Source organism: Arthrobacter sp. CAL618, assembly GCF_000468215.1.
In the GTDB taxonomy this organism is placed as follows: domain Bacteria; phylum Actinomycetota; class Actinomycetes; order Actinomycetales; family Micrococcaceae; genus Arthrobacter_D.
Genome location: NZ_ASZW01000138.1, coordinates 1 through 19,428 on the forward strand (window position 1 = coordinate 1; position 19,428 = coordinate 19,428).

At 60.7% G+C, this 19,428-nt stretch carries 22 protein-coding genes, 1 pseudogene and 2 riboswitches; of the genes and pseudogenes, 16 read left to right on the forward strand and 7 right to left on the reverse strand.

The features are described from left to right. Window positions 1-97 precede the first annotated feature (97 nt). The 3 genes from K728_RS0108405 to K728_RS0108410 all read left to right on the forward strand — a co-directional run bounded on the left by K728_RS0108405 (window position 98) and on the right by K728_RS0108410 (window position 1,981). The gene (locus K728_RS0108405; protein WP_024476390.1) at window positions 98-1,072 is read left to right on the forward strand and encodes an IS481 family transposase; all 975 of its coding nucleotides are present in this window, start codon (window positions 98-100) and stop codon (window positions 1,070-1,072) included. Window positions 1,073-1,230: 158 nt separating this feature from the next. Next, window positions 1,231-1,500, forward strand: a complete 270-nt coding sequence (locus tag K728_RS22695) for a DUF6504 family protein (protein ID WP_443110946.1) — start codon at window positions 1,231-1,233, stop codon at window positions 1,498-1,500. A 157-nt stretch (window positions 1,501-1,657) separates the two neighbouring features. Continuing rightward, window positions 1,658-1,981, forward strand: coding sequence for a hypothetical protein (locus K728_RS0108410; protein ID WP_024476408.1), 324 nt, complete (start codon window positions 1,658-1,660; stop codon window positions 1,979-1,981). Window positions 1,982-1,993: 12 nt separating this feature from the next. Here K728_RS0108410 and K728_RS0108415 read toward each other — a convergent pair whose 3' ends face one another. The 3 genes from K728_RS0108415 to K728_RS0108425 all read right to left on the reverse strand — a co-directional run bounded on the left by K728_RS0108415 (window position 1,994) and on the right by K728_RS0108425 (window position 3,295). After that, entirely contained in the window at window positions 1,994-2,233 is a 240-nt protein-coding gene (locus K728_RS0108415) for a helix-turn-helix domain-containing protein (RefSeq protein ID WP_024476409.1), read from the reverse strand. 211 nt (window positions 2,234-2,444) lie between these two features. Then, window positions 2,445-2,966, reverse strand: coding sequence for a single-stranded DNA-binding protein (locus tag K728_RS0108420; RefSeq protein WP_024476410.1), 522 nt, complete (start codon window positions 2,964-2,966; stop codon window positions 2,445-2,447). A 74-nt stretch (window positions 2,967-3,040) separates the two neighbouring features. After that, on the reverse strand, window positions 3,041-3,295 hold the full coding sequence (locus tag K728_RS0108425; RefSeq protein WP_024476411.1) for a glutaredoxin family protein: 255 nt from the start codon (window positions 3,293-3,295) through the stop codon (window positions 3,041-3,043). A gap of 617 nt (window positions 3,296-3,912) precedes the next feature. After that, window positions 3,913-4,011: riboswitch (SAM riboswitch) on the forward strand. Between the two features lie 104 nt (window positions 4,012-4,115). Between K728_RS0108425 and K728_RS0108430 the strand changes: the two genes are divergently transcribed. The 6 genes from K728_RS0108430 (at window position 4,116) to K728_RS18920 (ending at window position 9,755) form a co-directional block, all read left to right on the forward strand. After that, complete coding sequence (locus K728_RS0108430; protein ID WP_225668350.1) at window positions 4,116-4,523, forward strand: OsmC family protein; 408 nt, start codon at window positions 4,116-4,118, stop codon at window positions 4,521-4,523. After that, window positions 4,520-6,160 (forward strand): sodium:solute symporter family protein, encoded by a 1,641-nt coding sequence (locus K728_RS0108435; RefSeq protein ID WP_024476413.1) that lies wholly within the window; start codon window positions 4,520-4,522, stop codon window positions 6,158-6,160. Before K728_RS0108430 ends, K728_RS0108435 begins: the two co-directional genes overlap by 4 nt. Window positions 6,161-6,349: 189 nt before the next feature. Continuing rightward, a riboswitch (cyclic di-AMP (ydaO/yuaA leader) is annotated at window positions 6,350-6,526 on the forward strand. A 2-nt stretch (window positions 6,527-6,528) separates the two neighbouring features. Continuing rightward, entirely contained in the window at window positions 6,529-7,440 is a 912-nt protein-coding gene (locus K728_RS18915; protein WP_084442855.1) for a C40 family peptidase, read from the forward strand. A gap of 229 nt (window positions 7,441-7,669) precedes the next feature. Next, the gene (locus K728_RS0108445) at window positions 7,670-8,410 is read left to right on the forward strand and encodes a DsbA family protein (protein ID WP_024476415.1); all 741 of its coding nucleotides are present in this window, start codon (window positions 7,670-7,672) and stop codon (window positions 8,408-8,410) included. Beyond that, window positions 8,410-9,273 carry a cytochrome c biogenesis CcdA family protein gene (locus K728_RS0108450; RefSeq protein ID WP_024476416.1) on the forward strand — a complete coding sequence of 288 codons (864 nt, stop codon included), beginning with the start codon at window positions 8,410-8,412 and terminating at the stop codon, window positions 9,271-9,273. Before K728_RS0108445 ends, K728_RS0108450 begins: the two co-directional genes overlap by 1 nt. Beyond that, window positions 9,270-9,755 carry a hypothetical protein gene (locus tag K728_RS18920; RefSeq protein ID WP_035747631.1) on the forward strand — a complete coding sequence of 162 codons (486 nt, stop codon included), beginning with the start codon at window positions 9,270-9,272 and terminating at the stop codon, window positions 9,753-9,755. The genes K728_RS0108450 and K728_RS18920 overlap by 4 nt, the downstream gene beginning before the upstream one ends. Before the next feature lie 25 nt (window positions 9,756-9,780). On the opposite strand, the gene K728_RS20150 is transcribed toward K728_RS18920, so the two are convergent. Then, window positions 9,781-10,515, reverse strand: a complete 735-nt coding sequence (locus K728_RS20150; RefSeq protein ID WP_024476417.1) for a GntR family transcriptional regulator — start codon at window positions 10,513-10,515, stop codon at window positions 9,781-9,783. A gap of 340 nt (window positions 10,516-10,855) precedes the next feature. Then, on the reverse strand, window positions 10,856-11,206 hold the full coding sequence (locus tag K728_RS18925; RefSeq protein WP_035747635.1) for a DsrE family protein: 351 nt from the start codon (window positions 11,204-11,206) through the stop codon (window positions 10,856-10,858). Window positions 11,207-11,558: 352 nt separating this feature from the next. Here K728_RS18925 and K728_RS0108470 point away from each other — a divergent pair, with 352 nt between their 5' ends. Both K728_RS0108470 and K728_RS0108475 read left to right on the forward strand, forming a co-directional pair. Continuing rightward, the gene (locus tag K728_RS0108470) at window positions 11,559-12,968 is read left to right on the forward strand and encodes an MBL fold metallo-hydrolase (RefSeq protein ID WP_024476419.1); all 1,410 of its coding nucleotides are present in this window, start codon (window positions 11,559-11,561) and stop codon (window positions 12,966-12,968) included. Window positions 12,969-13,058: 90 nt separating this feature from the next. Continuing rightward, the gene (locus tag K728_RS0108475; RefSeq protein ID WP_024476420.1) at window positions 13,059-14,360 is read left to right on the forward strand and encodes an MFS transporter; all 1,302 of its coding nucleotides are present in this window, start codon (window positions 13,059-13,061) and stop codon (window positions 14,358-14,360) included. 107 nt (window positions 14,361-14,467) lie between these two features. Here the strand turns inward: K728_RS0108475 and K728_RS0108480 are convergent, their stop codons facing one another. Further along, a complete protein-coding gene (locus K728_RS0108480; protein WP_024476421.1) occupies window positions 14,468-14,725 on the reverse strand; it encodes a metal-sensitive transcriptional regulator in 258 nt (85 codons plus the stop codon). Between the two features lie 131 nt (window positions 14,726-14,856). Here K728_RS0108480 and K728_RS0108485 point away from each other — a divergent pair, with 131 nt between their 5' ends. The 5 genes from K728_RS0108485 to K728_RS0108505 all read left to right on the forward strand — a co-directional run bounded on the left by K728_RS0108485 (window position 14,857) and on the right by K728_RS0108505 (window position 18,650). After that, window positions 14,857-15,447: a rhodanese-like domain-containing protein gene (locus tag K728_RS0108485; RefSeq protein ID WP_024476422.1), complete on the forward strand. Its 591-nt coding sequence runs from the start codon at window positions 14,857-14,859 to the stop codon at window positions 15,445-15,447. A 93-nt stretch (window positions 15,448-15,540) separates the two neighbouring features. Continuing rightward, the gene (locus tag K728_RS0108490; RefSeq protein WP_024476423.1) at window positions 15,541-15,840 is read left to right on the forward strand and encodes a rhodanese-like domain-containing protein; all 300 of its coding nucleotides are present in this window, start codon (window positions 15,541-15,543) and stop codon (window positions 15,838-15,840) included. 41 nt (window positions 15,841-15,881) lie between these two features. After that, the gene (locus K728_RS0108495; RefSeq protein ID WP_024476424.1) at window positions 15,882-16,781 is read left to right on the forward strand and encodes a sulfite exporter TauE/SafE family protein; all 900 of its coding nucleotides are present in this window, start codon (window positions 15,882-15,884) and stop codon (window positions 16,779-16,781) included. A gap of 54 nt (window positions 16,782-16,835) precedes the next feature. Further along, on the forward strand, window positions 16,836-18,188 hold the full coding sequence (locus K728_RS0108500; protein ID WP_024476425.1) for an MBL fold metallo-hydrolase: 1,353 nt from the start codon (window positions 16,836-16,838) through the stop codon (window positions 18,186-18,188). Window positions 18,189-18,224: 36 nt separating this feature from the next. Then, a complete protein-coding gene (locus K728_RS0108505) occupies window positions 18,225-18,650 on the forward strand; it encodes a DUF302 domain-containing protein (protein WP_024476426.1) in 426 nt (141 codons plus the stop codon). A gap of 258 nt (window positions 18,651-18,908) precedes the next feature. On the opposite strand, the pseudogene K728_RS21255 reads toward K728_RS0108505, so the two are convergent. Continuing rightward, window positions 18,909-19,428, reverse strand: a pseudogene (locus K728_RS21255) (hypothetical protein); the annotation flags it as partial.

Below are 19,428 nucleotides of genomic sequence, written 5' to 3' on the forward strand. Positions count from 1 at the left end.
CCTAGGTGTACTGAGTCGGGACGTTGGTTACACCTGAATGGGTGAAGACCTCTTAGGTTGGTGGTTACCACACGCAGCCAACGACTAAGAGGTCTTCATGATCCACCGTAATGCCCGCCTGACCCCGACCGGTAGAGAGATCCTCGTTGAACGCGTCCTCTCCGGCCGCCCGATTGCCCATGTGGCCAAAGAGATGGGGATATCCAGGACCTGCGCACACCGGTGGATAGGCCGGTACCGTGCTCACGGCCAGGTAGGTCTTCAGGACCGCAGCTCCAGACCAAAGTCATGCCCGCACGCGACCCCAGCGAATGTGGTGAGTAAGGTTCTGACCCAGCGCGTGGAGCACCGCGAAGGCCCAATTGGCCTGGCTTTGCGTTGCGGTATTAGCGCCCGGACAGTCTCCCGGATTTTGGCCCGTGCTGGCATGCCGCGCCTGTGGGACCTGGATCCGGTGACCGGGGTACGAATCCGGGCTTCCCGAGCCACTGATCGCCGTTACGAGCGGGACGCACCGGGGGACATGATCCACGTCGATGTCAAGAAACTCGGGCGCATTCCCGACGGAGGCGGGTGGCGGGCTGATCCTTCCCAGAGCCCGGCAAATCACCGCGCATCGAATCAGAAGGTGGGCTTTGACTACATCCACGTCGCCGTCGATGACTACACCCGCTTCGCCTACGCCGAGGTCTTGTCAGACGAGAAGGGGCCCACGTGCGCCGGTTTCCTTACCCGGGCGGCAGCGGTAATGGCAGCCCACGGGGCACCGGTCAAACGTGTCATGACTGACAACGCCTTCGCTTACCGGACCTCCCGCGATTTCCAAAAGGCACTCGCTGCCCTGGATGCCAAACACATCCTGATCAAACCCCGCCACCCCTGGCAAAACGGCAAAGCAGAACGCTTCAACCGCACCCTCCAAGAAGGCTGGGCCTACCGCCACCCCTTCACATCCAACCAAGCCCGCACCGAAGCGCTGCAACCATGGCTAAACTTCTACAACCACCACCGCCCCCACGGCAGCCTCGGAGGCAAACCACCCATCAGCAGGTGCAACCAACCTACTGACTGAGTACACCTAGGTGAACGGCGCGGCCCGGGACCACGCTTACCCTCGAAGCCGCCAGAGCCCTTGTCATCGGCATCACCAGCTGACGCGGCCACCACAAAGCGCTGGCTTAGCGTCGGATATTTGACTAATTCACAAGCCGCCCCAACGAGCCGGTAGACGTGAGGTTTCACAGCAGCGGCGCTCCGTTGGCGATGCGGTGGCGTGGCCGGATCTGGCAGACCGTCGGGGAGCCGGTGAGCTGGTCTAGCTCCCGCAGCTGGTGGGAGCCAGGGAACACCCCGGTGAATGGGCAGGGCAGTCTCATCACTAAGCGGGCGTGGCGGTTCCAAGCTCAAACCGGGCCGGTCTCCCCCACCCTGGAGTTCGATATCAGCTCAGAACCACACACTGACGGGTGGCAACTACGCCGCATCGCTGGGACTGAGTAACTGTCGGTGCCGGGCTCTAACGTAATGGTGCCGATGCCCTAGAAAACTGGGGGGAGCTTCTAGGGCACCGGCACGGTGAGCCGAGGACTCGATCAAACTCGGCTCGTTTCACAGTCTATTTTTCGTTTCTGAGAGTTAGCAGAGTGGCGGCAACGCCGTGGGCCAGAACAAGCGGTACAGGAAGTATTACGACCGGTTATTGGATGGGTGGATTGAGGAACTGGTGATGCGGGAGGAGCCGGTGATGCTCACGGAGGCGGAACTGGATTTACCGTCGAATCCTGTTCATGAGTTCCCTGCTCCGCGGCGGGTGCACGTGTGGATTCGCTACCCGTCACAGGCTTACCGGGTGAAGGGACACGCGAAGGCGTGGACGAAAACGGCGGTCAAGGTGTCCTTCTTCGAGCCAGGAATCAAGATTCAGCGTGAGGGCTGGGTGTGGGTCGGAGCGGTTACCCCTGCTGCGCCGGATGAGCTGTAAGCGAGGGTCGGTTTAGCCTGCGGTACCGGCGGGCAGGTCACCACGGCGGATTGCCTCGGCGGTGCGCTGGTAGGCGTCGGCGATGTAACCCTCGAGTTTGGTCCGTTCGATGCGCCATTGCGATCTGCCGCCAATTTGGATTGCTGGCAGATCACCGGATTTGATCAGTGCCCGGATCTGGCTGGCGCTGGTATTGAGTTCTTCGGCCACGTCGGGAATGGTCATAAACCGTGCCGGTTCGAGTCTGCTCATTGGGCCATGCTCCATAGGTGGTCCTGGTGGATCGCTTAATGAAGGTGGGGCCGGCTTCTGCACCACACAGTTACCGGCCCCGCTGTTTCTTCTTGTTTTCCCTGCGAAACGAAATCTAGTTGTAGCCTAGCGCTTCGTAGCTTTGGCCGTGATCGCGCTGTGCACTTCCTCCAGCTCCACGCGGCGAGTTCTGCGACTCGAATTAGGTGGTTTAGAAGGGTGGTTCGGACTGCTCGGGGCCGTTCCCCCACCCGTCGCTGTTGCCAGCGTTCCTGGTGGGTCCGCTGTTGACGGGTGCCGCCCACGGGTCTTGCTGCTGCCCTGTGGGGTTGTTGTTGCCCTGGTGGCCTTGCCCTCCCCCGCTGCTCGCCTGGCGCCGGTTGACGGTAGCTGAGGCGTAGCGAAGTGATGGGCCGATCTCATCGACTTCGAGTTCCATCACGGTGCGCTTTTCGCCTTCTTTGGTGTCGTAGCTGCGGGACTTCAAGCGTCCCTGTGCGATGACTCGGGTTCCTTTGGTGAGGGTTTCAGCGACGTTTTCCGCTGATTCGCGCCACACGGAGCCGCGCAAAAAGAGGGTTTCCCCGTCTTTCCATTCGTTGGTCTGCCGGTCGAAAGCCCTGGGCGTTGAGGCGATGGTGAAGTTCGCGACTGCTGAGCCGCTGGGGGTGAATCGGAGTTCGGGGTCTGCGGTGAGGTTTCCAATGACTGTGATGATGGTTTCGCCTGCCATGAGGATCAACTACCTTTCGTAGCGGTTTTAGTGTTGTCGTTGCTGGTGAGTATTTGAGGAAATGAGTGTCTTACTTAGGTGTTGTGTAGCTCGATGACGTGCTGGACTTTGCTGGGGTTCAGTCCTGACCAGTGATCTTCTGAGCCGTCTTTTTCGTAGACGACGACGGGGGCCTGGGAGTAACCGAGTTCTTCGCTGATGTATTCCAGTGCTTGGTCGTTGGTGGTGATATCGACCTCTGTGAACGCGATGCCGGCTTTGGCGAAAAGTTCTTTGGTTTTGGTGCAGCCAAAGCATCCCTGGGGCTTTGTGTAAATGGTGAGAGTCATAGCGCTCAGTCCTTGGTTTCGTGGCGGTTTTAGTAAGAGTCAACTGCTGTGCTACTACCTCTAATTTTACCGATTTCCGGTCAACTTTAATAGGGTAGATCCGCTTATTTCCGGGGTTTTTGGGGCTTTTGAGTGTGTGCGGTGTTGGTCCCCTCCCCCATTGTTTTTGCCTGCTGGCGAAGCATCGCGGAGCTGTTCTCCTCTGGGCTGGTCAACCCGTAGGGCGGTCTGTGTGCCGGGAAATCTGGGAGGAAATAAGCGACGTCGGAGCGCCGATCAGATTGTTTGGTTCCAGGCCCGCTCAGCGCAGCTGAGTTGGGTAGTGCAGCGGGGACGCATGATCCGAAGGACAGCAGCAAAAAAGAGAGTGGTTTCCGGCGACGACCGGTCGGGAGCGCCGGCTGTCAGCCCGAACGGTAGTGAGGCCCGTTTAGTGGGCTTGTGTCCTAGGCTCGCTCTGCGGGGATATCTGGCGCGTAAGTTAGCGTGCGTGCAGGTAGTGGCGTAGATACGCCGCCTGGGAGCGTTTCGACTTCATGGCTGCACTCCTTTGTCACACGCCGTAATTCCAACTGTGGAAGTTGCGTGAATCAAACCGGACCGGCTTTAGTTGTGTACGACCATCCCGAGCGGCCGAGAGATCTGGATCGATGACGCCGCAGCAACCCATTGGAGCCTCAGGCTTCGATAAGGTGCTACCGCCAGACCGATGGAGAGTGAAATGACTGTACCTACCGCGTCCGCTAATAAGGCAAGCGCTGAACGGGACCCTGGCCAGTGGCTCAAAAGTGTCCGGGCCACGGGCAGGTGGGAAGGCTCAATGACCACCCTCGTTGAAACTCGAGGGTTTACCTTCCGGACCGATGAGCCTGTTGCTGTGGGCGGGAACGACAAATCCCCAACTCCCATGCAGTATGTGGTTGGAGCGGTCAACGGCTGCGTCACCGTAGTTATCGAAACCGTGGCACGGGAACTGGGCATCGTCGTTGAAGCCATCGATACCTCTTCCCAAGCTCAGCAGGACGTTCGGGGATTCCGGGGGACGGCGGACGTCTCCCCTCATTTTAAGAATTTCGCGTTGACGGTGAATCTGCGCACGCCGGTTCCAGAATCAGAGTTGGATACCTTCAAGCGGCAGGTCGAAAAGCGGTGTCCGGCCATCAACTTGGTGCGAGACGCAGGTGTTGACTTTAACCTCGTATGGCTGATTTCCGGGGCGGAGGCATGACCAGCGCGGGACTTTGGACGCTCGGCCTTGCCGTCGGGTACACGCTACTTCTGGCTTTGACGAGCCGGGCCGCTCGTAACCGGGCAGATCATGGGGAGGGCTTCTTCGTCGGTAGCCGGACCTTCAGCCCGTGGACCGTGGCGTTTTGTATTACGGGCCTGTTTTCAGGATCCTCCTATATCGCCATCATGGAGCTGAGCTACCGAACAGGGATATCAGCTATCTGGTATGGAGTGGCGGAAACGGTGCAGGTTCTCCTTATCGCCCTGATTCTCGTCAAGCCGTTGCGCAAACGCTTGGTGGTAACGGTGACTGGAATGATCGGGGAGCGGTTCGGTCGGAAAGCCCAGGCGATTGCAGGGTCAATCACGGCGTTGACCTTCCCCATGTGGTCAGTGGCGACGGCCATCGCTTTTGCCTCCGCGCTGCACGCTCTCACCGGTCTTTCAATCCACGCCGCCATCATCGTGACGGCGTTGTTGCTCCTTGTGTTCCTCTCCGCAGGCGGAATGCGAGCTGTTGCCTTCACCCAGACCGCCAACTGTGTGGTTTTCATCGGCATGCTCGCCGTTGGAATCCTCGCATTCTTTATCAATCCGGGCATCGATGGCATCCGCCAGCTTGCCGTGGATCAGCCGGAGATGCTGGATATGTCCTCGGCGGGAGTGACATTGATTGCCGCCTGGTTCGGTACTTTCATTGTCAATGTTCTTCTGGCGCAGGCCGCCTTCCAGATGACCATGTCCTGCCGCACACCCGAAGACGGCCGCAAGGGCATGCTCTACGCTGCGGGTCTCGGCATCCCGTTCATCGTCATTGGGGCTTTGCTGGGTACCGCTGCTGCGATTGTCGTTCCGTCACAGGACCTGGGATTGGTGGCGGTATCGCTCTATATCGCTGAGGTGGTTCCCGCGCCGCTGGCTGGTGTCTTCTTCCTGGGAGTGTGGGCCTGCGCCCTGAGCTGGGCGGGCCCATGCCAGTTTTCGGGTGCAACCAGCCTCGGACGTGACGTTGGTCGGGCGCTGCGTCCCAACGCCAGCGAGGATGACCTGGTGCGGTACACCCGGTGGTCGCTTGTCCTGTTGACCGTCCTGATGATTGTGTTCGCTTTCTTGCGCACTGAACAGGCCGCCTGGTGGAACGTCCTCGCTTGGACATTGCGTAATGGTGCCACCCTTGCGCCGGTGCTGGCCGTATTGTTCTGGCCATTGGCTACCCGCCGCGCTAGCTACGCGGCAATGCTCGCCGGATTCGGCACAGGGCTGGGTTGGTATCACTTCGGTGGTTGGTCGCCGTCGCAGTTCCTCTTCGGTATCCATCCGGTATGGATCGGGATGACGATCAATGTCGTAGTCATGATCAGTGTTTCGCTCGCCTCAACGCATTGGCGACTCACCACGGATGCTGGAAGAAGGCAATGGGGTCTGGTGGCCGGCGTCTCGGCCTCCATCCTTTATCTCATCACAATATTCTTCTGGGGATCGCTGCATCCCTTGGGGTTGTCCGGGCTGATGTTCTTCACGGCAACCGCTGGTGCGGCCACCGCGACCTTCCTACTCACCGAAGGCACAAAGCCACACGACGATGTTGAACAACGGACAACGGACCCTTCTCACCACCGGGCATCGGCGCGCTAGCCGGGTAGGGCAGTTGCCGCTGATTCATTCGACGGAACTACCCAAATCTCTCATGAACTCATGAATACGTCAGAGGTTCGTCGTATCTCGGTCAGGTAACTCCCAGTTTCAAATGTTCGAACATTTAAACTTTTTCGGGTACGTTTGATTCCGTGGGCCGCACTCATCGTGGGGCTCGTCGAGGTCTTCTACCGAACCCTGCCGGAGACCCTCGGCTTTCTGATAACTAGAGGCAGGGGCGGGGAAACCAAATGTGGGTTCTATAAAGAATCCTCGGGGTGAAGTCGCACAGGTGTTTTCCTCGTGCGGCCGGGTGTCTCCCATCCGAATCCGACAGCTCACCTCGTAGGTATAGGGAGAGTTCATCCATGTCATCAAATACTGCGCCTGCTAGGCATCGCGCCGATACGAAAATCCACTCAATCCTCATCGATAGCGGGCGAACCGCCTTACCGCAGGGCGGGTCGAAAGTCGCAGCACTTGCGCTTGTTTCCGGGATGATGGTGGCGTTAGCAAGCCCCGTCCATGCCAGCGCGATCGCTCACCCATCACAAGATGCCGCCGATTCAGCACTCTCAGCAACCGCTTCATCATCGGATGTGCCCGTCGCAGGCGCTGGCGACGTTGATCAAAGCACGGCGTACACCGTTAGGTCGGGCGACACCCTGGGCGCTATCAGCGCTCAAACAGGGGTCGGGCTACAGGACCTCTTGACGCTGAACCAGCTCACCGTCACGTCAATCATCTACCCAGGCGACACCGTTCTACTGTCCGGGGGATCCAGTGTAATGAATGCTGAAGCGTTGGAGACCCGCCCCGTAGCCTCGTCATCCCCCGCGAGTTCTGAGTTTAACTTCAGTACTCAGAGCTCATCCGTGAGCCCGCTGAGTAACCGGGTGAGCAGCGAGTCAGGCAACATCTGGGATTCCGCTGCGGCTTCTGAAGCTGGCACGGCCAACGGTCGGATTCTTGCCTTCGCTCGTTCACAGTTGGGTGCCATTCAGGACTGCACCGTCTTGGGGGAAGGTGCTTTGCGAGCCGCCGGTGTGACGGGGGTGGGAGATGAATCCCCTGAATCCTTGATGGCTTTCGCTACTCCGGTATCGGATCCCCAGCCCGGGGACTTCGTCTATTACGCCGACGGCGGGATGGGCTTTTCACACAACGCCATCTACCTCGGTAACGGCCGCGCCATCCACAGCGGATGGAATGGTAACCAGACGGTAGAGGAATCAGTCGACGTAGGTTCCGGCCCCGTCTACTACCGGGTCAACGGCTAAGCATCCAGATCGGCTGACTGGGCTCAGATCCAGCAATCTCGGGGCTCCCCGGACACCAGATCCGAAGGTCAAGATCTGGTGTCCGGGGAAATCTACGCAAGAAGGCCGTCTATGAGCAAACAAGGACGGCGCAAACCTCGTACACGTAGGCCGCACCAGGTGGTACTTCGTCGTCTCTTACGTTCCACCCTTGCGCCTTCCCCTCAGCGCATCACGCCAGGAGTAGTAGATGCCACAAGAATCTAACCAACGAATCTCGGGTGTTCGTACTGCCACCCTCATCGCAGCCCTGCTCGTTGGCGCGCTCATCCTCGTTATTGGGCTGATCGCTTCCCAGCGCGCCTCCTCCCCCGCCGCGGAAGGATCAGGGGTGGTTGTAACAGAAGAACCCTCTGGCCAAGAGGACGAAGTATTTGATCTATCGCGGCGTATCGCCGATGACCCTCTAGCCCTCGGCGCGATCGATGCCCCCGTTGTCCTGGTCGAGTACGCCGACTACAGGTGCCCGTTCTGTGGGGTCTTCTCGCGCGAGACACTGCCAGCGCTGGTCGATGAGTACGTTGCTAGCGGAGAACTCCGCATCGAGTGGCGGGATCTCCCAGTTTTCGGGGCTGAGTCACACGATGCTGCTGTGGCCGGCCGTGCGGCCGGAGAGCAGGACAAATTCTGGGAGTTCAACGAAGCGGTTTTCGCGGCGGCGCCCGAACGAGGCCATATCAGCCTGCCACGCGAGGAACTGATCCGCATTGCAGAAGAAGTGGGGGTTGCAGATCTCGCGGCGTTCACAGCGGATCTGGACTCCGAGGCTCTCGAGCAGGCCGTTCAGGCCGACGCTGAAGAAGCCGCGGCCCTCGGAGCTACCGGTACCCCACTATTTCTGGTGAATGACATCCCCATCTCCGGTGCCCAACCTCTAGAAGTGTTTGAACAAACCATTGATGCTGTGCTTGCAGAGACAAGTTCACGGTAATGGTAATCGGATACAGTGGGGCGTTCCTCGGCGGTCTACTTACCCTCCTCAGCCCATGCTCGGCTTTGTTGCTGCCAGCATTCTTCGCGTATGCCTTCAGCACAAAGCGACAACTGGTGGGCCGGACTATGCTCTTCTACGCGGGACTACTGTGCACGTTGGTCCCCTTGGGGGTTTTTGCCGGCACCTTAGGCTCCCTCGCCACCACTGACCGCCACCTCCTCATCGGGTTCGCTGCCGCCCTCATGATCTCTCTAGGGCTCCTGCAGATCCTCGGTGTTCGTCTACCAGCGTTCGTACGCCCCAGATCCGCGACCCGTGGTTCCGGCAGTTCAATCTTCGTTCTTGGACTGGCGTACGGAGTCGCAGGAGCCTGTACCGGCCCCATCCTCGGATCAATCCTCACTGTCGCCGCAGCGGGAAGCAACGCCGTCTACGGCGGAATACTGCTAGCCATCTATGCCCTAGGGATGGCCGTTCCTCTGTTCTTCCTCGCGGCACTGTGGGATCGCCTTGGAGTTTCAGGACGCCGCTGGCTCCGACCCCGTCCGATCACGATCGGACGGTGGTCCAATTCCTGGGTGATGGTGGTCTCGGGCACCCTCTCAATCGGCATCGGGCTCTTCCTCCTCGCCACCGATGGAACAGCAAGCCTGGGCGGTATCCTCTCCGTGACTGACCAGTTCGCCGTCGAAAACGCAGCACGCAGCTTCGCGAAATCCATCCCCGACGTTGCTGTCCTGCTGATAATTCTCATACTCCTGGCCATAACCGGTGCCATCTACCTACACCGACGCCGCCATAGTTCATCCGGCGCATCGTTCACAGCGTCACCGGATCAAGTGTCAAAGGAGACCTCATGACTACCCCCCTAGCGAACCCCACCACCCAACGATCCACTCTGTTGGCTGCGCTGCGTCAATGGCCCTCACGCCGGTGGATCGCGGTGACAGTCGGAATGGTCATGACCTTCCTGATCGTGGCCATTCCTACCGATCTCATCGACACCCCGCTATTCAGCCGCGAAGTGCCTCCCACCTGGTGGTCGGTGCCAGCGCTAATCATCTCCTCCGCGCTCAGCGGCCTAGTCCTCGGCACTTACATAGCGCAGGACCGAGTGGAGGATTCCGCGCCGCGTACCCGCTCAGGAATTGCGGGGGCCATCGTGACGTTCTTCGCTGTCGGCTGCCCAGTGTGCAACAAAATAGTATTGCTCGCCTTGGGAACTTCGGGGGCCATGCAGTACTTCGAGCCCATTCAACCATTTCTCGCAGCACTCGCCATCGGTCTTCTCGCCTGGGCCTTTTACCGGCGCACGATGTATGAAGACCGTTGTCCGGTCTGAACGAGACCTGGTTAGCATCATCGGATCAAGCGGTTGGCGGATCCGCTTTGCATCCGAAGTTGGTCGAGATCTCCACACGGTCGCCCACCACATAGGTTCGTCGGAATTCCACGGATTGCGCCCGATGACAACCGGTACGCTCGATCAACAGCAACGGCGAACCCGCGGTGCATTGCAGGAGCGTTGAATGCTCCGGCCCGGCAAGGACCGCTGAAAGCCGCTCGGTGCCGCCGTTGAGGACCATTCCACAACGCTTCTCAAGCTCACCGTACAAAGACGTCTGGGTGAAATCTGAATCAATCAGGATGCCTGCGATGGAAACTGGCATCCACACCTCATCCAATGCAATCGGTTCCTCGTCGGCAAAGCGCACACGCCTGAGATGAAAAAGATCGGCGTCCGCCTCCAAGGAGAGCAGCGCCGCCGAGGCCGGATTCTTCGTCACTTCCTGTTCCAGCACGACACTACGGTGTGCCATCCCTGAATCCCTTACCGAGGCAAGCAGACTGTACAACGGTCCAAACGCCGTGCTGCCTCCCGCCTGCACCCGGGACTTTTTCCCAGGATGAGCTTCGACACGTCCTCCATCCCGCAAAGGCTTCAAAGCCGCCCTTATCGTTCCCCTGCTCACCCCATAACGCTGCGCCAACTCGAGTTCGCCCGGAAACCGAGTATCAAAAGCTCCGCTCTGCAGCTCTTTCAATAATTCAGCACTCACACGTTTCCATAACGGAACCGCCGCTCCCCCTTCCTCAACCATCACCGCCACGGCACGCACCTTCCTGGAATGTTGGAATAGCAGCGATCCCACAGACACATCCCATAAAGACCGCCAACCTTGTTCCAAGCTACGCGGTAGCGTTTTACAGCGCCACCGAAGTGGTCAAGGCTTCACCTGATTGCCGGCTGCAACCTACGGAACGAAAACTACTGAGTAATTCAACACTCATTGTCTCCTCCGCCTCTCATTCCAGGCCTGTCAGCGACACCAACCGGAGCTTCGAATACGCTGCTGAACAAGCAGCCACAGAGCTACGACCTGGCGTATCAGCTTCGCACCAGAGAGGTAATCGTCTGTCTAGGTTTGTCTAGGCTTGTCGTCACAACCGCATATATGCGGCGCCGTTGAACTGACGTCGAGCGATGTGGGCAACGGCTGCGGGCGTAACCTTCACCTCTGAAGCAAGGGTGGAAGGGTCGATCTTTGCCGAGTGGAGGCTGTTCCCGCAAGCGTAGACCGATATCGAAGAACCCGAGATGTCAGCGATTGCTTCCGTTGCGATGAGTTGATTGACGCTAGGGCCCTGGACGAGGATCTCGACTGCCACGTCGGGTAATTCCGCTGCGGCGTTGCGGGCGACGCGGATAGCTGCGGCAAGGTCTGGGAAAGGGGCGTGGCCCGGCCCGGCCAGATGCAGAACCAGCACCTTGGTCCCAGGGATCTGGTTCATGCCGAACGACCGAACAGCCGGTTGAGCCAGCCTGTAGCTCCGGAACTTTTGTCCCGGGTGGTGGTGCGCTGGCTGACCGTAGCGCAGGTGCACCGCTCATTGTTCGGTACACGTCGCATCACCTGATCAACGTGGTTCCCGCATCCACTCCAGGTGGTCTTGCGGCAGTACAGGCAGGTTGTTGTCCGGCACATCATGCTTCCTTCCCAGTAGTACTTTCAGGTTCTCTATTATACCCCCATGGGTATACGCCACTGGCACCGTTGATGGTTGCATAGATACCCCCTGGGGTACTACGCTGGGTACCAGGAGATACCCCCAAGGGTATCCAATAGCTATCGGAAGGACGATTATGCTTCTCGAGCGTATTTATGATCAGGACCTGGCCCAGGCGAGCTACTTCATTGGCTGCCAGGCCAAGGGTGAGGCAGTGGTGGTTGATGCCCGTCGTGACATTACTCCGTACCAGCAACTGGCCGCGGCCAACGGGATGAAGATCGTCGCGGTGACCGAGACGCACATCCACGCCGACTACCTTTCGGGGACGCGGGAACTGGCCGAGGCAACCGGGGCCGACATGTACGTCTCCGGTGAGGGCGGAGACGACTGGCAGTACGGTTTCGACGCCGAGCGGCTCTACGACGGCAGCACCATCACCTCGGGGAACATCACCATCAAGGCCGTGCATACTCCCGGCCACACCCCGGAACACCTGACTTTCCTGATTACCGACGGCGCGTTCAGCGACCAGCCCGGCTACCTCCTCTCGGGGGACTTCGTCTTTTCGGGCGATCTTGGCCGCCCTGACCTTTTGGATGAGGCTGCCGGCGGGATGGATACCCGCTTCGTCGGCGCGAAACAGCTTTTCACCAGCCTCCGTGAGAAGTTCCTGACCCTCCCCGACCACGTGCAGGTATTCCCGGGCCACGGTTCGGGCAGCGCCTGCGGTAAAGCTCTGGGCGCGCTTCCATCCACAACGGTCGGCTATGAGCGCCTCTACGCCTGGTGGGGACCATACCTCGCAGCCAATGACGAGGAAGGTTTTGTACGTGAACTGCTCGACGGCCAGCCCGATGCCCACGCCTACTTCGGACGCATGAAACGGCAGAACCGCCTGGGCCCGGATGTGATGGGCTCACGGGGGGAGCTGCCACAACTGGATAACGCGGCACTTGCCGGTGACCTCGCCGAGGACCGCGTGACGTTCGTCGACACCCGATCAAACGACCAGGTGCACCGGGGAACGGTGACAGGCGCCCTGAACATCCCCGCAGGCACCAAAATGGCAAGCTTCGGCGCCTGGGCCTACGACCCGGAAACCGACAGCCGACCGTTGGTCCTGCTGGCACCGGATCAGGACGCAGCGCAGGACATGTGGGACCACCTGGTTCGGGTCGGCATCGACAACGTGACCGGCTTCACCACGAACCTGGACGGATTACGGGTCACCACACCGGCGGTACTCGCCCCCGGCGACCTTGAGAACTTCGAGGCAGCATTGCTCCTCGATGTGCGGAACAAGACCGAGCACGCCGCTGGCAGTATCCCTGGCTCCCAGCAGCTCAGCGCTGGCCGGGTGCTTTGGCACCAGGACCAGCTCCCTTCCGAGGGAACGATCGTGACCTACTGCCAGAGCGGGGTCCGGAACTCCGTTGCGGCCAGCGCCCTGCGCCGGGCAGGCTACGACGTCGTTGAGCTCGACGGCAGCTACGCAGGCTGGGCAGCGTGGAACGCCTCCCAGGAATCAGCCCCCGTCAGCTGAGCACCTGACTGACTCCGCCGACACGCAATGGCCCGCCCTTTGGGGCGGGCCATTGCCATGACTGCAACGCGACGATCCCTGGAGAACCTCATGACCCACCATTCCGCATCATCTACGGCCAGACTCGGGCTGAGGGCCAACGCAGCGCAGTTCAGTTTGCTGGTAGCGGTGAACGCCCTGGTCGGAGGCGTAGTCGGCCAACAGCAGACCGTGCTGCCGATGCTGGCCACCGAAACCTTCGGCCTGACCGGCTATACCGTCATTTTCACTTACATCGCCGCCTTCGGGATTACCAAGGCAGCCAGCAACTACGCCGCCGGGATCATGGTCGACCGGTTTGGACGCAAACCCGTCCTCCTCCTTGGCTGGCTCTTCGCCATACCGGTCCCGCTGATGCTGATTTTCGCCCCGGACTGGGGGTGGGTGGTCGCGGCGAACGTCCTACTCGGCATCAACCAAGGTCTGACCTGGTCAACAACAGTCGTGATGAAGATAGACCTGGTCGGCCCGGACAAACGCGGGCTCGCCATGGGGCTAAACGAGGCCGCCGGCTACGGTGCTGTCGCCATCACGTCCCTGTTGGCCGGCCAGCTCGCCGCCTCGCATGGTCTGCGGCCGGCGCCGTTCCTGCTCGGAGCAGCCTATATTGCCCTGGGTCTGACGCTCTCGACGCTGCTGGTACGCGAAACCCGCGGCCACGCCGCTCTGGAACAACACCACCGAACATCGCACCTGAGACCGCCGCGCGCGGCTACCGGACCCAGCAGTCGGGAAGCACCGAGCAGTCGAAAGGCACTGAGCAGTCGGGAGGTTTTTGCCCTCAGTACCTGGCGCGAACCTGCCCTGGCGTCGGCGAGCCAAGCCGGACTCGTCAACAACCTCAATTTCGGCCTGGCCTGGGGCCTATTTCCCCTTCTGTTCGCAACAGCTGATCTGTCGCTGGGCCAGATTGGGCTGCTCTTTGCCCTCTACCCCGGCGTCTGGGGCGCCGGCCAGTTAGTGACCGGGGCACTCTCAGACCGCTACGGGCGTAAGCGCCTCATCACCGCGGGCATGGTCCTCCAGGCCGCAGCGCTGGCTGTCATCGCCCTCGCCGATACGTTCCCGGGCTGGGCTGCTGGAACCGTGCTGCTGGGAGCGGGCACCGCTATGGTGTATCCGACATTACTGGCAGCCATCGGCGACGTCGCAGAACCGGCTTGGAGGGGGCGCGCGGTCGGGATCTACAGGCTTTGGCGGGACCTCGGGTATGCCTTTGGTGCCGTTGTCGGCGGAGTAGTAGCAGACGCCGCCGGTCTGCACGCAGCGGTATGGGCCGCCGCGGCCCTGAGCGCCATCTCGGCGCTCATAGTTGCTACCCGCATGTATGAAACCCACCCGACAGCCCCATAGTCACCGCGTTAGCCACCGCATTCGATGGCCCGCTACCGGGGCAGGAACAAAAGTGGCAGGGGNTCGCGCAACGCATCCCCTGCCAGGTCAGTAAGGCCAGAGACCGCTTAGGCCAGTGCGAGGAAGAGCTTCTCGAGGTCCTTCTTGTCCATGGTGTTGCCACCGTCGGCCAGGCATTGTTCCAGCCCCGAGGAAATGATCGCGAAGCCGGCGCGGTCCAAGGCCTTGGAAACCGCAGCGAGCTGCGTGACGACGTCCTTGCAATCCCGGCCTTCCTCCAGCATCCGGGTCACCGCGGTCAGTTGCCCCGTGGCGCGCTTGAGCCGGTTGATCACCGGCGTGAGTTCAGTGGTGTCGAGCTGCACAAAATCCTCCTGGAGGTTACATTTCCTCCCTCAAGTCTATACCCCCTAGGGTTTATTGCATACCCCCTAGGGTATGTGGCAGTATTGATACCGACAGTTCAAACCGCTGAAAAATTTCGAAAGGGAAACCTTTGGCTTCCAACACCTCCACCGTGACCGCCCTCGATCCTGAAACCCTGCGTGATTGGATCAGCCAGCATGAAGACCTGATCATCGTTGATGTTCGCTCTGCCGCTGAATTTGAGACCATGCACATTCGTGGTTCCTACAACGTTCCGCTTCCCCTGCTCTCCGAGCACACCGATGAGCTCGCTGAACGGCTGGGACAGCGGGTTGTGCTGGTCTGCCAATCCGGTGTCCGCGCCGAACAGGCACGTCAGCGCCTCGGTGGAGCCGGTATCAGCACTGCCCAGGTCCTCACCGGTGGCGTTCCTGGTTTCGCCGCCGCTGGCGGTGACGTTGTCCGCGGCGCCCAGCGCTGGGACCTGGAGCGCCAGGTCCGTCTGACCGCCGGATCCCTGGTGGTCGCTGGCCTGCTGGCCGGCAAGCTCGTTTCACCAAAGCTTCGCCTGCTGGCCGGGGCGATCGGTACCGGGCTGACCTTCTCAGCAGCGACCAACACCTGCGCCATGGGCAACGCCTTGTCGAAAATGCCGTGGAACAAAACAGCCAGCGAGCCAACGGCTGCGGCCGCGATCAACCAGATCCCCGCGGGCAACTAACAAGACTCCGCGTACCCTGCCCGTCCCCCATCGGGCAGGGTACGCGGGCATTCCCTTCACTAGACCTTGGCTGATACGAGAAAAGGAACCATGATGGCTGAAATCACCATTCACGACGCGAACGCCCGCCGGGACCAGGACCAGATCCTTGACGTCCGCGAAGACTTCGAAGTCGCCGAGGGCATGATCCCCGGCGCCCAGCACATCCCCCTGGGGCAGCTCATGACCCGCCTGGACGAACTGGACAAGAGCCGCCCGGTCATCGTCGTTTGTCGCAGCGGCAACCGCAGCGCCCGGGCCGCCGAGGCCCTCGGCACCGCCGGCTACACCGCAGACACCATGGGCGGCGGAATGATCGACTGGCTCAATGCAGGATTTCCCACCACACGCTGACCTGCAGCACCCCACCGACCTCCCCGCCCGAAAGGACCCCCATGAGCGTCACTCTGCTCGCGACCGTACTATTGTCAGTGGTTATCGGTATTTCGCTCGGTCTGCTCGGCGGAGGCGGATCCATCCTCACCGTACCGATCCTGACCTACGTCGCCGGGCTTGACCCCAAAGAAGCGATTGCCGCCTCACTATTCGTGGTCGGCGTGACCTCCGCGGTCAGCGCCATCGACCATGCCCGCAAGAAGCGGGTGAAATGGCGCACCGGCCTCGTTTTCGGTGCCGCCGGAATGGCCGGCGCCTTCGGCGGAGGGCTCCTCGGCGGACGCATCCCGGGAACCATCCTCATGATCGCCTTCGCTCTCATGATGGTGGCCACGTCCATTGCCATGATCCGCGGCCGGAAAAACAAGGCCAGCACACCCCACGACGGGGAACTTCCCATTCTCAAGGTCATCATTGAAGGCCTCATCGTTGGCCTGGTCACCGGACTCGTCGGAGCCGGTGGAGGCTTCCTCGTTGTCCCCGCCCTGGCCCTGCTCGGCGGACTATCCATGCCCATCGCCGTCGGAACCTCCCTCGTGGTAATCGCCATGAAATCCTTCGCCGGACTCGCAGGCTACCTCACCACCGTCACCCTGGACTGGGGCCTCGTCGCGGCCGTCACAGCCGCCGCCGTCGTCGGATCCCTGATCGGCTCCCGCTTGGCAGGCCGCATCCCGGAAGCAGCCCTCCGGAAGGGCTTCGGGATCTTCGTCCTGGTCATGGGCGTGTTCGTCCTCGTCCAGGAACTCCCCGCCCCCTGGGGTACTGGCTTGGCGATCACCGCCGGCATCATCGCGGTCGCAACCGCAGCTTGCTGGTTCCTTCTGCCCCGCTGTCCCCTGCGCACACACGTAAATCCGCAGTCTTCGTCCCAGCCCGGCGGCACTACCCCACAATGAGAGCCGCAGGTACGGTGTCTAACAATGATCAAGGCGTTCAAGGAGGAATTTCACATGGATGTAATCACCATCGAAACACCACCGCTCGGTGACCGCAGCTACCTCGTTCACGACGGACAAGTGGCCCTCGTGATCGATCCGCAACGCGACACCGACAGGGTCGAAAAGGAGGCCGCAAACGCAGGGGTGCGCATCACCCATGTGGCAGAAACCCACATTCACAACGATTACGTCACCGGTGGACTACAGCTGGCCAAAGACCATCAAGCCGTTTACTTGGTCAACGCCGCCGACCAGGTTGAGTTTGACCGGACGCCAATCTCCGACGGAGAAACAGTCCGGATCGGACGGTTGACGCTGCGAGCTGTCGCTACACCCGGGCACACCCACCACCACCTGTCCTACCTCGTTACAGAAGCGGGCCAGCAGGTGGTCTTTTCCGGCGGAAGCCTCCTCTATGGGTCCGTGGGGCGCACCGACCTGATCAGCGACGACGACACCGTACCCCTGGCCCACGCCCAATACGCCTCGGTCCGTCGCCTGGTCGCAGAAGCCACCCCCGAGGCTGACCTCTACCCCACCCACGGGTTCGGATCATTCTGCTCCTCAGGCCCGGCCAGCGGGGCCGACTCCTCAACAATCGGTGAGCAAGTGAACAGTAACCACGCGCTCACGGACCAGGACGAAAACCACTTCGTCCAGGAACTGATCGACAACCTCAGCGCCTACCCGTCCTACTACGCCCATATGGGCCCGGCGAACGCTGCCGGCCCCGGACCGGCCGTCCTCGACGTGCCCCAGCCTTTGGACGCCGAGCAACTCGCCGACAGGCTTGGCAAGGGTGAATGGGTGATCGACCTGCGCAACAGGATCGCTTTCGCCCGCGACCACCTACACGGCAGCGTCAGTTTCGAATACGGCGACGGAACGAACTTCACGACCTTCCTCGGCTGGGTCCTACCCTGGGACAAACAGCTCACCCTCGTCGGTGAACGCCACGACGTCGAAAACGCCATCCGTGACCTCTCCCGCATCGGCATCGACCAACCCGACGTCGCCCTCGGCTCCAATCCAACTGATCTGTCACCCCAATCCGCACACAGTTCATATCCGAGCGTGGGCTGGGAAAACGTCCGAACCGACCGTGGCCCGAACGATGTCATTCTCGATGTTCGCCGCACCGACGAATACAACGCACAACACATTGAAGGTGCACTCAACCTTCCACTCCACGAGTTGCTGCACCGCCTGGACGAAGTGCCCAATCAGCGACTATGGGTTCACTGCGGATCCGGCTACCGGGCATCAGTGGCTGCCAGCCTGCTGCAACGAGCTGACAAAGACGTCGTACACATCGACGGCATGTTCGACGACGCCAACGACGCCGGACTACCCATGGACCACTGACTCACCGCGCCCACTCAGTACGATCAGGAGAATCTCATGGCCTACACGCACACCATCACCTCCAGCCTCCCCTGGGAGGAAGCCGTCGAACGTACCCGCGAAGCACTCGCACAGGAAGGCTTCGGTGTCCTCACCGAAATCGACGTCCGAGCCACCTTCACCAAGAAGCTGGGACAGGAAGCTGGCGACGCGGTCGGGGATTACATCATCCTCGGTGCCTGCAACCCACAACTGGCACAGCACGGCATCAAAGCCGAACCCGAACTCGGTGCCCTCCTACCCTGCAACGTCGTGGTGCGCCGCGGACCGGAAGACACCGCAACAACCATCGAAACCATCGACCCCCAAACCATGGTCCAGGTCAGCGACTCCGACGCAATACGCGACGTCGCAAACGACGCCGACAACCGGCTCAAACGAGCCCTCAATAACATCAATGGGCAATCAACCGGATCCTTCTAACCCCCTAGCGAGCTGATTGCCGCGTCAAGAAACCGCCAGAGCAAGATGAAATCACCAATCTCTTTTCAGGCGTAGTACAGCTGATGAGTGAAAAATGAGGCTACGGATTGTGCCTGCGATGGCGCGCCAGTGATGGGAGCACAGGCGACGCCCCTAGCCGCCCAAGAGACCGTGGCTTTTATTCGCCTGGGCCGGCTCCGTCCGGGTCAGGCAGCACCCCCGCCNGCCGGTTTCCGGCGGGGGCACTACTCCCCCGGTTCATGTTTCGTCGGCGTAGTCGGCTTCTTCGGCGGTGAGTTCTTCTTCGTCTGTCTGTACTTGCGCGAACGTCTCCGCCAGCTCCTGCGCTCCACTAGTTTCTGTCTTCACGGATTCCTGTGTTTCTGTGTTTCCGTGGGACGTTGCGGTGGTTGCTTCTTCGGTGGTGCGGTGGTCCCTGATCTGGGCATAGTCGGCCTTTCGGGTCCAGCTGTACCCGGTGATGAGTGAAACGGTTTTCTGGTTGGCTCGGGCGACTTCGTACCAGCTCCCACCAATGCGGACGTAGTCGCCTTTGTTGATCTGTTCGCGCGTGTAGTTGGTGGCCTTGCCTTCGGCTATCTGGTTGGCTCTGATGCCTTGCCAGTAGGTGAGCTGGTCAAGCTCATCGGCCAGCATTCCTTGAAGGTGCGCCCGGTATTCTCCTGTGGCCGGTGCCGTTGTCTCGACGTATCCCCCAGCGAACGTGTGGGAGCTGCCGTCAATTTTGCGTTTTGTGGCGCGGATTCCGGTTCCTAGG

Coding starts and splice junctions, on each gene's coding strand:
- K728_RS0108430 (WP_225668350.1), top strand. CDS start 4,116: ATGACCACCCTCGTTGAAACTCGAGGGTTTACCTTCCGGACCGATGAG.
- K728_RS0108490 (WP_024476423.1), top strand. CDS start 15,541: ATGGCTGAAATCACCATTCACGACGCGAACGCCCGCCGGGACCAGGAC.
- K728_RS0108495 (WP_024476424.1), top strand. CDS start 15,882: ATGAGCGTCACTCTGCTCGCGACCGTACTATTGTCAGTGGTTATCGGT.
- K728_RS0108420 (WP_024476410.1), bottom strand. CDS start 2,966: ATGGCAGGCGAAACCATCATCACAGTCATTGGAAACCTCACCGCAGAC.
- K728_RS20150 (WP_024476417.1), bottom strand. CDS start 10,515: ATGGTTGAGGAAGGGGGAGCGGCGGTTCCGTTATGGAAACGTGTGAGT.
- K728_RS0108470 (WP_024476419.1), top strand. CDS start 11,559: ATGCTTCTCGAGCGTATTTATGATCAGGACCTGGCCCAGGCGAGCTAC.
- K728_RS0108435 (WP_024476413.1), top strand. CDS start 4,520: ATGACCAGCGCGGGACTTTGGACGCTCGGCCTTGCCGTCGGGTACACG.
- K728_RS0108500 (WP_024476425.1), top strand. CDS start 16,836: ATGGATGTAATCACCATCGAAACACCACCGCTCGGTGACCGCAGCTAC.
- K728_RS0108505 (WP_024476426.1), top strand. CDS start 18,225: ATGGCCTACACGCACACCATCACCTCCAGCCTCCCCTGGGAGGAAGCC.
- K728_RS0108425 (WP_024476411.1), bottom strand. CDS start 3,295: ATGACTCTCACCATTTACACAAAGCCCCAGGGATGCTTTGGCTGCACC.
- K728_RS18920 (WP_035747631.1), top strand. CDS start 9,270: ATGACTACCCCCCTAGCGAACCCCACCACCCAACGATCCACTCTGTTG.
- K728_RS0108445 (WP_024476415.1), top strand. CDS start 7,670: ATGCCACAAGAATCTAACCAACGAATCTCGGGTGTTCGTACTGCCACC.
- K728_RS0108475 (WP_024476420.1), top strand. CDS start 13,059: ATGACCCACCATTCCGCATCATCTACGGCCAGACTCGGGCTGAGGGCC.
- K728_RS0108450 (WP_024476416.1), top strand. CDS start 8,410: ATGGTAATCGGATACAGTGGGGCGTTCCTCGGCGGTCTACTTACCCTC.
- K728_RS18925 (WP_035747635.1), bottom strand. CDS start 11,206: ATGAACCAGATCCCTGGGACCAAGGTGCTGGTTCTGCATCTGGCCGGG.
- K728_RS18915 (WP_084442855.1), top strand. CDS start 6,529: ATGTCATCAAATACTGCGCCTGCTAGGCATCGCGCCGATACGAAAATC.
- K728_RS0108415 (WP_024476409.1), bottom strand. CDS start 2,233: ATGAGCAGACTCGAACCGGCACGGTTTATGACCATTCCCGACGTGGCC.
- K728_RS0108405 (WP_024476390.1), top strand. CDS start 98: ATGATCCACCGTAATGCCCGCCTGACCCCGACCGGTAGAGAGATCCTC.